The sequence below is a fragment of the Amycolatopsis echigonensis genome, from assembly GCF_002846615.1.
In the GTDB taxonomy this organism is placed as follows: Bacteria; Actinomycetota; Actinomycetes; order Mycobacteriales; family Pseudonocardiaceae; genus Amycolatopsis; species Amycolatopsis echigonensis.
Map to the genome: position 1 here is coordinate 1,189,677 of NZ_PJMY01000003.1, position 14,282 is coordinate 1,203,958.

15 protein-coding genes and 1 pseudogene are annotated in these 14,282 nt (G+C 70.2%); 8 read left to right on the plus strand and 8 right to left on the minus strand.

The window, feature by feature from the left end; genetic code table 11:
* Positions 1-86: 86 nt before the first annotated feature.
* Positions 87-878: a hypothetical protein gene (locus ATK30_RS10060; protein WP_101435356.1), complete on the plus strand. Its 792-nt coding sequence runs from the start codon at positions 87-89 to the stop codon at positions 876-878.
* A gap of 8 nt (positions 879-886) precedes the next feature.
* On the opposite strand, the gene ATK30_RS10065 is transcribed toward ATK30_RS10060, so the two are convergent.
* Complete coding sequence (locus ATK30_RS10065) at positions 887-1,072, minus strand: hypothetical protein (RefSeq protein ID WP_183125499.1); 186 nt, start codon at positions 1,070-1,072, stop codon at positions 887-889.
* Positions 1,073-1,097: 25 nt separating this feature from the next.
* On the opposite strand from ATK30_RS10065, the gene ATK30_RS10070 reads away from it, so the two are divergent.
* From ATK30_RS10070 to ATK30_RS10080, 3 genes are all read left to right on the plus strand, one after another.
* Complete coding sequence (locus tag ATK30_RS10070; RefSeq protein WP_101435357.1) at positions 1,098-1,535, plus strand: MarR family winged helix-turn-helix transcriptional regulator; 438 nt, start codon at positions 1,098-1,100, stop codon at positions 1,533-1,535.
* Positions 1,536-1,586: 51 nt separating this feature from the next.
* Positions 1,587-2,141, plus strand: a complete 555-nt coding sequence (locus ATK30_RS10075; protein WP_101435358.1) for a dihydrofolate reductase family protein — start codon at positions 1,587-1,589, stop codon at positions 2,139-2,141.
* A 119-nt stretch (positions 2,142-2,260) separates the two neighbouring features.
* Complete coding sequence (locus ATK30_RS10080) at positions 2,261-3,238, plus strand: chitinase (RefSeq protein WP_167441875.1); 978 nt, start codon at positions 2,261-2,263, stop codon at positions 3,236-3,238.
* A 55-nt stretch (positions 3,239-3,293) separates the two neighbouring features.
* On the opposite strand, the pseudogene ATK30_RS47685 reads toward ATK30_RS10080, so the two are convergent.
* From ATK30_RS47685 to ATK30_RS10105, 5 genes and pseudogenes are all read right to left on the minus strand, one after another.
* Positions 3,294-3,374: pseudogene (locus tag ATK30_RS47685) on the minus strand (HAD family acid phosphatase); the annotation flags it as partial.
* A 46-nt stretch (positions 3,375-3,420) separates the two neighbouring features.
* Complete coding sequence (locus ATK30_RS10090) at positions 3,421-4,629, minus strand: class I SAM-dependent methyltransferase (RefSeq protein ID WP_101435360.1); 1,209 nt, start codon at positions 4,627-4,629, stop codon at positions 3,421-3,423.
* A gap of 1 nt (position 4,630) precedes the next feature.
* Positions 4,631-5,596: a class I SAM-dependent methyltransferase gene (locus tag ATK30_RS10095; RefSeq protein ID WP_101435361.1), complete on the minus strand. Its 966-nt coding sequence runs from the start codon at positions 5,594-5,596 to the stop codon at positions 4,631-4,633.
* Positions 5,593-6,372, minus strand: coding sequence for an enoyl-CoA hydratase/isomerase family protein (locus ATK30_RS10100; protein ID WP_101435362.1), 780 nt, complete (start codon positions 6,370-6,372; stop codon positions 5,593-5,595). The genes ATK30_RS10095 and ATK30_RS10100 overlap by 4 nt, the downstream gene beginning before the upstream one ends.
* Positions 6,373-6,444: 72 nt before the next feature.
* On the minus strand, positions 6,445-7,257 hold the full coding sequence (locus ATK30_RS10105) for an ABC transporter ATP-binding protein (protein WP_101435363.1): 813 nt from the start codon (positions 7,255-7,257) through the stop codon (positions 6,445-6,447).
* A gap of 282 nt (positions 7,258-7,539) precedes the next feature.
* Here ATK30_RS10105 and ATK30_RS10110 point away from each other — a divergent pair, with 282 nt between their 5' ends.
* Positions 7,540-8,085 (plus strand): cysteine dioxygenase, encoded by a 546-nt coding sequence (locus ATK30_RS10110; RefSeq protein WP_101435364.1) that lies wholly within the window; start codon positions 7,540-7,542, stop codon positions 8,083-8,085.
* Positions 8,082-8,477 carry a rhodanese-like domain-containing protein gene (locus tag ATK30_RS10115; RefSeq protein WP_101435365.1) on the plus strand — a complete coding sequence of 132 codons (396 nt, stop codon included), beginning with the start codon at positions 8,082-8,084 and terminating at the stop codon, positions 8,475-8,477. Before ATK30_RS10110 ends, ATK30_RS10115 begins: the two co-directional genes overlap by 4 nt.
* Positions 8,478-8,573: 96 nt before the next feature.
* Here the strand turns inward: ATK30_RS10115 and glgP are convergent, their stop codons facing one another.
* Complete coding sequence (gene glgP, locus ATK30_RS10120) at positions 8,574-11,117, minus strand: alpha-glucan family phosphorylase (protein WP_101435366.1); 2,544 nt, start codon at positions 11,115-11,117, stop codon at positions 8,574-8,576.
* Positions 11,118-11,245: 128 nt separating this feature from the next.
* On the opposite strand from glgP, the gene ATK30_RS10125 reads away from it, so the two are divergent.
* Positions 11,246-12,688, plus strand: coding sequence for a neutral zinc metallopeptidase (locus ATK30_RS10125; protein WP_101435367.1), 1,443 nt, complete (start codon positions 11,246-11,248; stop codon positions 12,686-12,688).
* A 95-nt stretch (positions 12,689-12,783) separates the two neighbouring features.
* Here ATK30_RS10125 and ATK30_RS10130 read toward each other — a convergent pair whose 3' ends face one another.
* Positions 12,784-13,719: a tetratricopeptide repeat protein gene (locus ATK30_RS10130; RefSeq protein ID WP_220817566.1), complete on the minus strand. Its 936-nt coding sequence runs from the start codon at positions 13,717-13,719 to the stop codon at positions 12,784-12,786.
* A gap of 155 nt (positions 13,720-13,874) precedes the next feature.
* Here ATK30_RS10130 and ATK30_RS10135 point away from each other — a divergent pair, with 155 nt between their 5' ends.
* Positions 13,875-14,282, plus strand: coding sequence for a hypothetical protein (locus ATK30_RS10135; protein WP_167441876.1), 408 nt, complete (start codon positions 13,875-13,877; stop codon positions 14,280-14,282).

Sequence of the window (14,282 nt, forward strand, 5' to 3'; positions counted from 1 at the left end):
AAGCCCTCTGCCTGGGAGCCGAAAAAGCGGCTAAAGTCTCCCTCCTGCTCCGCAACCGCGGAGCAATCGCAGCAGAGGAGACGCGGATGCGCAGGACCATGCTCGCTCTCGCGATGGTCGGCTTCCTCATCGGAACCGCTGGAGTCGCGGAGGCCGCCCCCGGGGTCGAGGTCGGCGGGACTGTCGCGAAGCCCGGGGACCGGACCGCCGCGCAACTGGACGGGGCACGGCTTGACCAGGTCGTGAACGACGCGGCTCCTGTGTTGCCGCCCGGGAAGAACACCGCGTTGCGGGTAACGGTGCGAGTTTACGGGGCGGGTCATCGGGCCGTGACGTTCGCGCTCGCCGAGCTGAGTCCGTCGTTCGGCAATCATCCAGCGGTCTTCCGGGGCGGGCGGCGCGGTGTCGACCTGACCGTGCCGGGCGACCGCGACGGGTCGCGGACGATTCGGGACGTGCGAAGTGTTTCCGTCGCGGTTTCCGCCGCACAGCCTGCCGCACAACCGGTGCGGATCACCGCGCACGGCCGTTCGGTGACGCTGCCGCCCTCGTTTCTGGCGAAGCTGCCACGGCAGACGGTGACCGCGCGGTTCGGCTCCGACGCAGGGACGCAGACCCACCAGGAGTCCGGGCCGCCGCTAGCGCTCGTGCTCGCGCTGGCGTGCGTGTTTCCGAAGTCGGACACTCCGGTGGTCGCGGTGGGAGCGGACGGCTACGGCGCGGCAGTAACGCTCGCCGAGGCGCGGACGGGCGGGCGACCGCTGCTGCTGTCCACCGTGGAGGACGGGAAACCGCTTACGGCGCCTCGTTTGGTGCCACTGGGCGACGTGAAGGGCGGACGCTACGTCTCCGGGGTCACCGCGCTGGCGGTCGGCTGACCACCAGGTCAGGCGTGGTGCACAGACTCCACCGTGTACAGGTGCGGGTCGTGCTCGGCCAAGGCCGCGGCGGCGGACAGGTGTTCTCGGCATTGCGGGTCGGCGAGCATGGATTCGAAGGCCTCGACGCTGGACCACTGGACGTAGTTCACCACGCGGGTGCAGTCGGTGCTCGCGTGAATGTTCGCGGACAAGGGCCTTGTGTGTAAGGCTCCTGTCATGGGTCAAGAGACGACGCGTCGGCCGGGGTATCTCGTCAAGCGGGTGCAGCAGGCGTTCCGCCAGGCGTCCGACGAGTTGTTGCGTCCGATCGGGTTGTCGATGGCGCAGTACGCGGTGCTGGTGGCCCTCGCGGAGAACCCGGGGGCGTCGTCGGCCGAGTTGGCGCGGCAGTGTTTTGTGACGCGGCAGTCGTTGCGAGACGTGTTGACCGGGCTGAAGACGGCTGGACTGGTCGCGGTTGCGGAGGTAGCGCCGACGGGGCGGGCGCGGCCGGTGCGGCTCACGGCGTCCGGTGAGGCTCGGTTGAGCGAGGCGCATCGGGCGGTCGGCGAGGTTGAGGAGCGCATGCTGGCCGGGATGTCGGAGCCCGAGCGGCGGCGGCTGGCTGGGCTGTTGAGCACCTGTGCGGAGAACCTGACGCCTGCGGACCGATGAGTTTTCGCGACTCCGCCGGTCTACCTCGTATCAAGCGAACGAGGAGGGCTCATGGGCAAGGTGTTGTGGCACGTCGCGATGTCGCTGGACGGGTTCGTCGCCGCGGACGGGCATGCGATGGACTGGATGTCGGGCGTGCACGTCACGCCGGGAGTGCACGAGGAATCCATCGCGCGGGTCGGGGCGATTTTGGGCGGGCGGAGCGGGTTTGACGCACTTGCCGCACGCGCGCCCGGGAAGGTCGCCAGGCAGCCGTACGGCGGAGCGTGGAGCGGCCCGGTTTTTGTGCTCACTCATCATCCCGAGGACGCCCAGCCGGAGGACGGGGTCACATTTCTCGACTGCGACGTCCGGGAAGCGGTCGAGATCGGGCTCGCGGCGGCGGCCGGGAAGGATCTTGAGCTGCACAGCCAGGATATCGCGCGGCAGTGCGTTGAGCTGGGGATTGTCGACGAGTTCGTCGTGCACCTCATGCCGGTGATGCTCGGCTCCGGGGTCCGGCTGTTCGACAATCCGGGCGGGAAGCCGGTTCGGTGGGACCGGGTGCACGACGGGGATCCGGCACTCGCGGTCGACCTGCGGTACCGGCTCGCCGCGAAACGCTAAATCCCGGTCAGCGGGACGGATCGGCCTACTAATGGCGTATGGCGACCACGGAGTTATTGGTCTATACCATTTGGACAGGGGTTCACCGCCCCTCGGTCCTCACCGTGGAGGTTCCACCCATGCGTCTGTCCTCACCCCGGAAACTGGCCGCCGCGCTCGGCGGGCTGCTGGCCGTCGCCGGACTCGCGATGCCGCAGGGCACCGCGGCGGCAAGCGGCTCGTCGATCGCGCTCGCGCCCTATGTGGACATGGGCGCGTGGCCGTCGCCCGTGTTGTCGTCGATGTCCGAGCAGAGCGGCATCAAGAGTTTCACCCTCGGCTTCGTCACCGGAGCTGCGTGCAAGGCCAGCTGGTTCGCTGCTTACGACCCCCGCCAGGGCTGGCAGTCCGATGAAATCGCGAAGATCCGCGCGGCTGGCGGCGACGTCAAGGTTTCCTTCGGCGGCGCGTCCGGCGTCGAGCTCGCACAGGCGTGCAGCGACGTCACTTCGCTGGCCGGCGAGTACGAAGCGGTGATCAACGCCTACCACCTCAAGTACATCGACGTCGACATCGAGGGCTCGGCGGTCGCCGACCCCGCTTCGATCGCACTTCGTTCGCAGGCACTGAAAAAGGTGCAGGACGACAATCCCGGACTCAAGATCTCCCTGACGCTGCCGGTGCTTCCCACCGGCCTCACGTCTGACGGCCTGAACGTCGTGACCTCGGCGCGGGACGCGGGCGTCGACCTCGACCTGGTGAACGTCATGGCGATGGACTACTACCAGGGCTCCGGCGATCAGGGGGCCAAGGCGATCCAGGCGGCGCAATCCACGCAGGCGCAACTGAAATCGGCTCTCGGACTGTCCGATGCGGACGCTTGGCGCAAGGTCGGGCTCACGCCGATGCTGGGCGTCAACGATTCGCAGAACGAAATCTTCTACCAGAAGGACGCCAGCGCCGTGGTGAGTTTCGCGCAGAGTGTCCACCTGGGAATGCTGTCGTTCTGGGAACTCGGCCGCGACGCGAACGCGTGCAGCGGACCGCTTTACCGGTGCACCGACGTTTCCCAGCAGCCGTACGAGTTCTCGAAGATCTTCGCCGGGTACTCCGGCTGACGAATACGGAGCAGCCCGGGCCCGGCGCGGGACCCGGGCTGACTCCGGCACGAGATCAGGGCAGGTAGTACATCGGGTTCGGCAGCTTCACCGGGTGATCCGCGTAGCCGCCTTCGAGGTCGCTGAACTGGTCGCCGTAGTACGCCTTGACGTCGTTCTTCACCTGGCCGATGTTGGCCGGTTCAACCCGCAGAACTTACGCCGCGCTCCCCGGCTTGAAAACCCTCCGATGGGATGCGTTCGGCCCGGCAGACGAATGCCACCGGCGACCGGCCGATCCGCGTCAGCACCACAGTGGACTCTTCGCGCCCGCGCGGTTTCAACTTGCGACGCAAGGCGTCCGGGTCCACGTCGAGGCCGCGGACGAGGATTTCCAGCCGTCCGACGTCGAGCTTCTTCAACGCCTGCCCGAGCGTCTTTTCGCGGTACGGCAACTGGTCCAGCACTCGGAAAGCACGCACCCCGGGCGGCGGCGTGTCGCCGGTGAGGTAGGCGATGCGTTCGTCCAGTTGCCACAAGCCATGCCGCGCTGCGTAATGGCGCACGAGACCGGCGCGTACGACCGCGCCGTCCGGGTCGACCAGCCACTCCCCCGCTGCTCGCACGGGAATGTCGTCCGGCTCCGCGTCAGTGAGAGTCCACTGTGCACCGTCCGAACGCAACACGGTCGCTCGCCGGGTGACGCCGGACGAAAGCCCTCGCCACAAGCAAGCCTCGCGGACTTGGCCGTCGAGCGACACAAGTTCCACCTCGTCCGCCCACGGCGCGATGGAGAAATCCATACCAGGCGCGCATTTCACCGACAGGATCCGGCCGGGATAGGCAGCCACGAGTTCGTCGAGCGGCGGCAGGAAGTCGGCCGGACGCCACACCCGGCGGCCAGCGGAGTCGCGGCGAGCGGGATCGGCGACCACGGCTGTGTCCCGGGAAACCGGACGCAAGGCGTCGGCCCGCCCGACGAGCGGTGTGACTCCAGCGACGGAAGCGTTGTGCCGGGCCATTTCCAGCCGTACTGGGTCCACGTCGGACCCGATCGCCGACGAAGCGACCCGGGACAGCTCGACCAGGTCCGCGCCGACCGAGCACGTGACGTCGTGCACGGCGAGACCGGCCAGCCGGGAGGCCCGATGCCGAGCCACTGGAGTAGCACTCGCCTGCTGCAAGGCGTCCGCGGTGAACAGCCAATCAGCGGAAGCAGCCAGTTTCAGAACCGATTTACGCCGCAACGCAACGGTTTCCAGCACCGGTGCGGCGTGCTCGCCGACCAGGCGACGAGCCGCGGTGACGTCCGCGATCCGCGAACCGTCCAAAGTGGAGCACTCGGCGAGCGCCGCCCGTCCCGCGGCGGAGCGCAGGAAGGCGACGTCGTCGAGCGTGAAACTGTAGGGCAAGTCAGGACGGCCGCTTGGTCCCGGTGATCATCACGTTGTAGAACAGCTCGCGCGGCAGCACCTTCGACAGCACCTTCTTGTCCAAAGCGGACAGTCGCAGCCACAGGTGGTAGGCGAACAGCCGCCAGCGCACGGTGAGCTTCTCCTGCGGCACCGCGGCCTCGAAGGTGCGGATCGGCCAGCCGGCCAGCGCCGCCGAGAACTCCTCGGTGACCGCGCGGACGTCCTGGGCTCCGGCGCCGCGAGCCATCGCTTCCAGCTCCGACGGGTCGAAGGTGTGGATGTCGACCACGGCCTCCAGGGCCGCCGCGCGCGAGGATTCGTCCAATTCGGACTGCGGACGCCGCCAGCCGCTCAGCGCGGGCAGCTTGGTGATGTTCGTGGTGAGGTACCAGGTGAGCTGGCCGAGCCGGCGCGCGTAGCGGTCGCCGATTTTCGTCGGCTCGCCCGCGAACACGAACCGCCCGCCCGGCTTGAGCACGCGCAGCACCTCGCCGAACGCCTGGCGCACGTCCGGGATGTGGTGCAGCACCGCGTGCCCGACCACGAGGTCGAACGTGTTGTCGTCGTACGGGATCCGCTCCGCGTCGGCGACCCGGCCGTCGACGTCGAGGCCGAGGCCCTCGGCGTTGCGCAGCGCGACCTGCACCATGCCCGGCGACAGGTCGGTGACCGAACCCTTCTTCGCGACGCCGCCCTGCATCAGGTTCAGCAGGAAGAACCCGGTGCCGCTGCCCAGTTCCATCGCGTGCTGGTACGGCTGGCCGTCCTCGCCCGCCACCGCGTTGAACACGTCGGTGGCGTAGGAGATGCAGCGCTCGTCGTAGGAAATGGACCACTTCTCGTCGTACGTCCCGGCTTCCCAGTCGTGGTAGAGGACGTTCGCGAGCTTCGGGTCGGCGTAGGCCGCCTTGACCTCGTCTTCGGTGGCGTGCGGATTCGGGGCCGGGTCGGACACGGAAGTCACTTCCCCTCGAAACTGGCTTTGCCGGGACCGTTGTCGATGAACGACTGCATGCCGTTGCGCTGGTCCTCGGTCGCCCACAGCGCGGTGAACAGCTGCGTCTCGATCTTCAGGCCGGTGGCCAGGTCGACGTCGAGGCCGGAATCGATCGCGGTCTTGGCCGCCCGCAGCGCCACCGCCGGGCCGTTCGCGAACTGCGAGGCCCACTTCCGCGCCGCCGCGTACACGTCGTCCGGGGCCACGACCTCGTCGACGATGCCCAGCTTGAGCGCCTCCTCGGCCTTCACGAACCGGCCGGTGAAGATCAGGTCCTTGGCCTTGCTCGGGCCGATCAGCCGGGTCAGCCGCTGCGTGCCGCCCGCGCCGGGGATGATGCCGAGCTGGATCTCCGGCTGGCCGACCTTCACGTTGTCGCCGGCGATGCGCCAGTCCGCGGTCAGCGCGAGTTCGAGGCCGCCGCCGAGGGCGTAGCCGGTGATCGCGCAGACGACCGGCTTCGGGATGTTCGCGACCCGGGCGAGCGACGCGGTCAGCTCGGCGCCGAACTTCGCGATCTCCGGGTACGTGCGGGAGGCCATCTCCTTGATGTCCGCGCCGCCGGCGAAGGTCTTCTCGCCGCCGTAGAGGATCACCGCGCGCACGTCGTCGCGGTCGGACGCCTCGCGCGCGGCCTCGGCGAGCTCGGCCTGCACCTGGTTGTTCAGCGCGTTGACCGGCGGCCGGTCCAGCCGGATCGTGCCGACCCCGCCCTCGACCTCCAGGGTTACGAACTCTCCCACGGGATTCCTCCTCCTAGACAAGCGCTGTCGAACTGTCGGCACGCTACCGGCCGGTAAAACACCCTAGTCAAGCTACCTGCGGCGGGCGAAGAACCGCTCGCCCGAACGCTCCAGCACCAGGTCCTGGTCGAAGGTCTTGGACAGGTTCTCGCTGGTGATCACGTCGTCCACCAGCCCGGACACCACCGCGCGGCCCTCGCGCAGCAGCAGCGCGTGGGTGAAACCGGGCGGGATCTCCTCGACGTGGTGGGTGACCAGCACCATCGCGGGCGCGTCCGGGTCCATCGCGAGCACCGACAGCCGGGCCACGAGGTCCTCGCGGCCGCCGAGGTCGAGGCCGGCGGCGGGCTCGTCGAGCAGCAGCAGCTCCGGGTCGGTCATCAGCGAACGGGCGATCAGCACGCGTTTGCGCTCGCCCTCGCTGAGCGTGCCGAACGTGCGCTCGGCCAGGTGCGCGATGCCGAGGGTGCCGAGCAGTTCGGTCGCCCGGTCCAGGTCCATCCGGTCGTACTGCTCGCGCCAGCGGCCCATCACCGCGTACCCGGCGCTGACCACGACGTCGGCGACCCGCTCGTCGCCGGGCACGCGCTGGGCGATGGCGGCGGAGGTGAACCCGATGCGCGGGCGGAGGTCGAAGATGTTCACCTTGCCGATCCGGTCGCCGAGCAGGTCGACGGTGCCGGAGGTGGGGTGCAGTTCGGCGGCGGCCAGGCGCAGCAGGGTGGTCTTGCCGGCCCCGTTGGGCCCGAGCACCACCCATCGCTCGTCCAGCTCGACCGCCCAGTCGAGGGCCGCGAGGAGGTCGTTTCCGGTACGGCGGACGCCGACACCGGACATCCGCACGACGAGGTCGTCAGGATCGCTGGGCAGGATCGGCTCGCTCACGCGCCCATTGTGGCGGTCGCCCGGGCGCGGGCGCGCACCCGCCCGGGGGTAACGGCGCGCCGGGTGTCCAGCGGATGGGACGAGCGGCCGTGATCTCGAGGCTGTGGCAGCATCCCGGGCATGTCCAGGTCCGCGCGCCCCGTGTTCTGGCGCCGTCGCGCGATCGACCTGCTCCTGGTGGCTTCCAGCGGATGTAGCCGGGCGCGGCACGCACGCTGATCCTTCGTCGGCGTGCCGCGTCGCTTCGCGTCCCGACCCCGACTCGTCCCAGGAGCATCTCCGTTGACCACGTCCATCGTCCGTCCGGATGTCGAAATCCACCCGCAGCTGACCGATCCGCTGCTGCCCGAACTGCTGCACCCGTCGCGGCTGCTGTGGACGCCGCGCGAGCTGGCCGACCTGACCCGCACGGTCACCACCGAACTGACCACCGGCCTGCGCGACGTCCTGCGCTTCGACGAGGACCGGCGCTGGTGGGCCCGCCTCGCGCTGACCGACGGCGTCGAGCTGTGGCTGCTGTCGTGGCTGCCCGGCCAGAGCACGAAACCGCACGACCACGGCGGCGCCTCGGGTTCGTTCACCGTGCTGCAGGGCGAACTCGGCGAGGAGTACCGCTACCCCGGCGGCCCGGTGCGCCGCCGCACGCACCTCGCCGGGCAGGGCATCGGCTTCGGCGCCGGGCGCGCACACCAGGTGCTCGGCGTCGGGAGCGAACCGGCGGCCAGCGTCCACGCCTACTCGCCGCCGCTGGTGCCGACCCGCGAATACGCGAGTCTCGCCGACGTGCCGAACGAGATCCCGCCGCTGCCTGCCATTGTGCGGTCATGACCGCACTTGACCGCTTTCTCGCCGATGCCCGGTCCACCTTGGACCGGGCGGACCCGGCGCGCGCCGCCGACCTGCAGGCCGAGGGCGCGCTGATCGTCGACATCCGGCCGTACGCCAACCGGGTCGCCGAGGGCGAGATTCCCGGGTCGGTGGTCGTGGAGCGGATCCACCTGGAGTGGCGGCTGGCCCCGGAGAGCGAGTGGCGGCTGCCGGGCGTTTCGGCGGAGACGGTCGCGGTGGTGGTGTGCAACGAGGGGTACGCGTCGAGCCTGGCGGCGGCGGATCTGCGGCGGCTGGGGCTGACCAAGGCGACGGATCTCGCGGGCGGCTTCCGGGCTTGGGCGGCGGCCGGGCTGCCGGTGCGAAAGGGCGGCTCCCCCGCGGTCGACTGAGCTCTTGGGGCGTCCCGACGGTCCGTGAAGGACTCCTTGAGGGAATCTGATTCCCTCAAGGAGTCCTTCACGGACCGACTCTGGGGTGTTCGTGAGTCAGGCGAGCACGACGCGCGCCAGCTCCGCCGGGCTGGCCAGCAGCGGGTGTTTCGGCAGCACCCGCACCGTGTAGCCGACCGAGCCCGCGCGCGGCAGGCGCAGGGTCGCGGCGAACGCGCCGATCCCGTCCGGCACCATCGGGACCAGCACCGAGTCCGCGAGTTCGTCCCCGTCGCCGACCTGGCCCACCACGGCTTGGATGTCCACTTCGGACGGTTCGAGTCCGGCAAGGTCGATCCGGGCGCGGATGGTGACCTCGGTGCCCACCACGAGCCGTTCGGTGTGGTCGTACTGGAGTTCGGCGTCGAAGATCCGCACGCGCGGCCACGCGACTTCCAGTTTGGTCCGGTAGTCGGCCAGCGAAAGCGCGCCCTGGTGGCCGTTGTCGGTGGCGGCGGCGACCATCCGCGAGGCGGGCAGGTAGCCGGAATCCACGTACTCGCGCACCATCCGCGACGCCTGCACCCGCGGGCCCAGCGTTTCGAGCGTGTGCCAGACCATCGCGAGCCAGCCGGTCGGCACGCCGTCCTCGCCGGTGTCGTAGTAGAGCGGCGCGATCTGCTGGCCGAGCAGGTCGTACAGCGCCGCGGCTTCGAGGTCGTCGCGGCGGAGCGGGTCGGTGACGCCGTCCGCGGTGGGGATGGCCCAGCCGTTCGAGCCGTCGTAGCACTCGTCCCACCAACCGTCCTTAATAGACAGGTTGAGGCCGCCGTTGAGCGCCGACTTCATCCCCGACGTGCCGCACGCCTCCAGCGTCCGCACGGGGTTGTTGAGCCACACGTCGCAGCCGCGGTAGAGGTAGCGGGCCATGGACATGTCGTAGTCCGGCAGGAACACGATGCGATGGCGCACCGCGGGATCGTCGACGAAGCGCACGATCTGCTGGATCAGCTGCTTGCCGTTCTCGTCGGCGGGATGCGATTTGCCGCCGATCACGATCTGGATCGGCCGCTTCTCGTCCAGCAGCAGCGCGCGCAGCCGGTCCGGGTCGCGCAGCATCAGCGTGAGCCGCTTGTACGTCGGGACGCGACGGGCGAAGCCGACGGTCAGCACGTCCGGGTCGAAAACGCGGTCGGTCCAGCCCAGTTCCAGCGCTGACGCACCGCGCTGCATCCACGCCGCGCGCACCCGTCGCCGGACCTCGCCGACGAGCTTCTCCCGCAGTTCCCGGCGCAGCGCCCACAGCTGCTCGTCAGTGACGCCGTCGCGCAGCGAACTGTCCGGCGTGCGGCCCTCGTGGCCGAACTCCTCGTGGTTGCCGCCGAGCAGCGCGCTCAGCTCGCGCGCCACCCAGGTCGGCCCGTGCACGCCGTTGGTGATGGACGCGATCGGCACCTCGGCGTCGTCGAAACCGGGCCACAGCCGGGAAAACATCCGGCGCGTGACGCGGCCGTGCAGTTTGGAGACGCCGTTCGCGCGCTGTGCCAGCCGCAATCCCATGTGCGCCATGTTGAACAGGCCCGGGTTGTCCTCCGCGCCGAGCTGCAGCACGCGGCGGACGTCGACGTCCGGGACGAGCCTGCCGTCGGAGAAATAGCGCTGCACCAGGTCGACCGGGAAGCGGTCGATGCCCGCGCTGACCGGCGTGTGCGTGGTGAAGACGGTCCCGGCGCGGACCGCGGGCAGCGCCTCGTCGAAGGCCAGGCCATCGGACTGGATGATCTCGCGGGCCCGCTCCAGCCCGAGGAACCCGGCGTGACCCTCGTTGGTGTGGAACACCTTCGGCTGCGGATGCCCGGTCAGCTCGCAGAACTTCCGCACCGCGCGGAACCCGCCGATGCCGGCCAGGATCTCCTGGCGGATGCGGTGGTCGGCGTCGCCGCCGTACAGCCGGTCGGTGACCGAGCGGAGGTCCTCGTCGTTGGCCTCGATGTCGGTGTCGAGCAGCAGGAGCGGGATCCGGCCGACGCGCGCGCGCCACATCTGCGCGCGCAGGTCGCGCCCGCCCGGCATGGCGACCTCGACCAGCACCGGACGGCCGCCCTCGGTGACCAGCTCCAGGGGGAAGGCGTTCGGGTCGATCACCGGATAGTGCTCGACCTGCCAGCCGTCCAGCGACAGGCCCTGGCGGAAGTAGCCGGACCGGTACAGCAGGCCGACGCCGACCATCGGCACGCCGAGGTCCGAGGCCGCCTTGAGGTGGTCGCCGGCGAGCACGCCGAGGCCGCCGGAGTAGTTGGGCAGCGCCTCGGTGACCCCGAACTCCATCGAGAAGTACGCGACCGCCTGCGGCAGGCCCTCGTCGGTGCGCCGCTGGTACCAGCGCGGTTCGGTGAGGTAGCGCTCGAGGCCGGCCGCGGCCTCGCGGGTGCGGCGCAGGAAGTCCTCGTCCTTCGCCAGCTCCTCGAGCCGCTCCGGCGGCAGCGCGGTGAGCATCCGGAGCGGGTCGCGGATCTTGTTGAACAGTTCGGCGTCCATCGAGGCGAACAGGTCGCGCGTCGGCGGATGCCAGGTCCAGCGAAGGTTGGTCGCGAGGGCGCCGAGTCCGGCGAGCGGCTCGGGCAGGCTGGCGCGGACGGTGAACCGGCGGACTGCACGCATGGTCAGCGACGATATCCGGCCCGCTCCGCGCGCGCTCGCACCCCACTTCGGGGATTGTCCGCACACTGCGCCATCCGGGTCAGTAATGTCCCGGTTCGTTGTCGGACGCGGAAGTGGAACGAGGGAACATGAGCCGAGGGGGACGCCGGTACGCGCTGGTCGCGCTGGTCGCGGCGACCGTGCTGGGGACAGCCGCGTGCGGGGACAAGGCTCCCGCGGCGACGCCGGGCGCCGGGAACGTCGCCGGGCTGCCGGTCACGCATTTCGACAGCGGGCTGCGCACCGGCGCGCCGAGTCCCGATCTGCCGGTGAAGAACGCCAGCGGCGGCGAGGACGACCAGCTCGCCACCGCCGCGATCGCGGACGTGCAGGCGTACTGGAGCGAGGCGTTGCCCGCGGAGTTCGGCGGCAAGCGGTTCGAGCCGGTCAAATCGCTGCTGTCGTACGACTCGAAGCGCGACACCGAGGACACCGCGTGCGGCAGCGTCAAGCAGCTGGTGAACGCGTTCTACTGCGCGGGCGACGATTCGGTGGCATGGGACCGCGGCGTGCTGCTGCCGATGCTGCGCAAGCGATTCGGGCCGATGTCGGTGGTGACCGTGCTGGCGCACGAGTTCGGCCACGCGATCCAGTACCGGCTCGGGTCCGCGGCGGGGATCTCGAAGTCGACGCCGACCGTCGTGAAGGAACAGCAGGCGGACTGTTTCGCCGGTGGCTACTTCCGGTGGGTCGCCGAGGACAAGAGCAAGTTCTACCGCGTGTCCACCGCGGAGGGGCTGGACCAGATCCTGGCGGCGATGTTCTTCATCCGCGACCAGGCCGGGACCAGTGCGACGGACCGGCAGGCGCACGGCACGGCGTTCGACCGGACGTATGCGTTCCAGGCCGGGTTCGAGAAGGGGCCGAAGGAATGCGCGGGGATGAACGCGCAGAACGTGCAGAAGCGGCTGACTGAGCGGCCGTTCGACTCCGGGGACAAGGGGAAGGGCGACGCGAAACTCGACGAGACGACGCTGTCGGACCTCAAGGCCAGTCTCGACGAGGCGTTCAAGGGCGCGGGGGTGCAGGGACCGCGGTTCGCCGCGGGCTCCGGCAGCTGCCCCAGCGGGCCGAGCACGCCGCCCGCGTCTTATTGCCCCAACGACAACACGGTGAGCTTCGACCAGCAGGCGCTGGAGAAGCTGGCCGAACCGGTGGACCAGGAGGCCGAGATGGCTGGCCGGGCCGGGGGCGGATTGGGCGACTTCGCCGCCTTCGCCGAGCTGGCGTCGCGGTATGCGGTGGGGATTCAGAAGGGGGTCGGGGCTTCGATCGACACGCCTAACGCCGGGCTGCGGACGGCTTGTCTGGTCGGGGCATGGGCGGCGTTCTCGAACCATCCGACCGGCGGAGTGAAGCTGCGGTTGTCGTCCGGGGATCTGGACGAGGCGATCGCGGACCTGCTGCGGCCGGACGGGCTGGTGTCGGCGAATGTGAACGGGGATCGCCCGGACAGCGGATTCGACCGGGTCGAGGCGCTGCGGCGGGGGTATCTCGAGGGGTCGTCTTCCTGTTCGAAGCAGTACGCCTGAGCCTTTGGCGGGGCGGCGTCCGGTGGTCCGTGAAGGGCTCCTTGCGGGAAACAGATTCCCTCAAGGAGCCCTTCACGGACCTACGAACAGGCGGCTCAGAACAGGGCGCTCGCCAGGTCCCGGCGGGCCTTGGCGACCCGCTCGTCGGCGGGGTCGAAGAGTTCGAACAGCGCGACCAGGTGTTCGCGGACCCGGTTGCGGTCGTCCCCGGCGGTGCGGCGGACGACGTCGATCAGGCGGCGGAACGCGCCTTCCACGTCCTGCTCCGCGATGTCCAGGTCGGCGGCCGCGAGCTGGGCGTCGAGGTCCTTCGGGTCGGCTTCGGCCTTGGCGCGGGCGCTCGGGTCGATCGACTCGGCGCGGGCGGTGAACTTGACCTGGGCCAGGGCGTTCTTCGCCAGCTCGTTGGCCGGTTCGGCGTCCAGGATGCGCTCGTACGCGGCCTGTGCGGCGGCGTAGTCGCCCCGTTCGAAGGCTTCCTCGGCCTCGGTGAAGCGCGGGTCTTCCGGCTCTTCCACCGGGCCTCGGGCTTCTTCGGCGGCGCGGATGCCGGGCAGCCGGTCGCGCAGGGCGTCGAGCAGCGAGCCGAGCCACTTGCGGATTTCCGGCTCCGGCAGGGCGCCGGAGAAGGCGTCCACGGGCTGGCCGCCGGCGATCGCGACGATCGTCGGGATCGACTGGGCACCGAAGAGCTGCGCGATGCGCGGGTTGGCGTCCACGTCGACCTTCGCGAGGACCCAGGCGCCGCCCGCTTCGCCGGCCAGGCGTTCCAGCACCGGGCTCAGCTGCTTGCACGGCCCGCACCATTCGGCCCACAGGTCGACGACCACGAGCTGGTTGAGCGAGCGTTCGACGACGTCGGCCTGGAACGTCGCCTCGGTGACCTCGAGCACCGCGTCCGACGGCGGCCCGGAGGCGCCCGCCTCGCCGCCGGCCGCGGGCGCGGGCGGGGCCTGCGGCTGGTTCCGGTTCGCCTCCGCCCTGGCTTTGAGCGCGGACAGATCGACCGCGCCGGACAACGCGGCGGACATCGCCGCTGAGTTCGCTGCAGATCCGCGTGGGTGTGTCACGCCCTCCATCCTGGCACGCCTCGCCGCGAGAGTTCAGCAGCAGCCCCGGGGTTCGCTTTTGGCATGCGCGCTCCCCTGAGGCATGCTCTCGGCGAAGACAACGAGGAGGCCCGAGGATGCTCAGCCGGCGCAATGCCACGGTGGCCCTCGCGGTGGTGGTCGCGGTGGCGTGGATCGCCAGCATCACGGTGACCGTCTCGCACCAGGACCCGCCCGGCGCGGCTTCCCCGCCGGAACTGCGCACGGAGCTCGCCGCCGCGCTGAGCGGACGGGACGCGGACGCGCTCGCCGGGCTCTTCGACGTCCCCGGCTCCGGTGGCGACGACCTCGCCAAGGACTACGTCAGCGTCCTCAAGGACAGCAGCGCGCGCGACATTTCCGTGCAGCTCGCGCCGGACGAGCACTCCCCCGCCACGGCCGTCGTGCGCGGGAAAACCGGCACGGGCGAGCAGTTCAGCTACCCGCTCGCGGTGACCAGCTCCAAGGGCCGCTGGACGATCGCGTTCACGCCGCCGATCCCGTAG

Coding starts and splice junctions, on each gene's coding strand:
- ATK30_RS10060 (WP_101435356.1), top strand. CDS start 87: ATGCGCAGGACCATGCTCGCTCTCGCGATGGTCGGCTTCCTCATCGGA.
- ATK30_RS10070 (WP_101435357.1), top strand. CDS start 1,098: ATGGGTCAAGAGACGACGCGTCGGCCGGGGTATCTCGTCAAGCGGGTG.
- ATK30_RS10075 (WP_101435358.1), top strand. CDS start 1,587: ATGGGCAAGGTGTTGTGGCACGTCGCGATGTCGCTGGACGGGTTCGTC.
- ATK30_RS10080 (WP_167441875.1), top strand. CDS start 2,261: ATGCGTCTGTCCTCACCCCGGAAACTGGCCGCCGCGCTCGGCGGGCTG.
- ATK30_RS10115 (WP_101435365.1), top strand. CDS start 8,082: ATGACCGCACTTGACCGCTTTCTCGCCGATGCCCGGTCCACCTTGGAC.
- glgP (WP_101435366.1), bottom strand. CDS start 11,117: ATGCGTGCAGTCCGCCGGTTCACCGTCCGCGCCAGCCTGCCCGAGCCG.
- ATK30_RS10125 (WP_101435367.1), top strand. CDS start 11,246: ATGAGCCGAGGGGGACGCCGGTACGCGCTGGTCGCGCTGGTCGCGGCG.
- ATK30_RS10130 (WP_220817566.1), bottom strand. CDS start 13,719: ATGTCCGCCGCGTTGTCCGGCGCGGTCGATCTGTCCGCGCTCAAAGCC.
- ATK30_RS10135 (WP_167441876.1), top strand. CDS start 13,875: ATGCTCAGCCGGCGCAATGCCACGGTGGCCCTCGCGGTGGTGGTCGCG.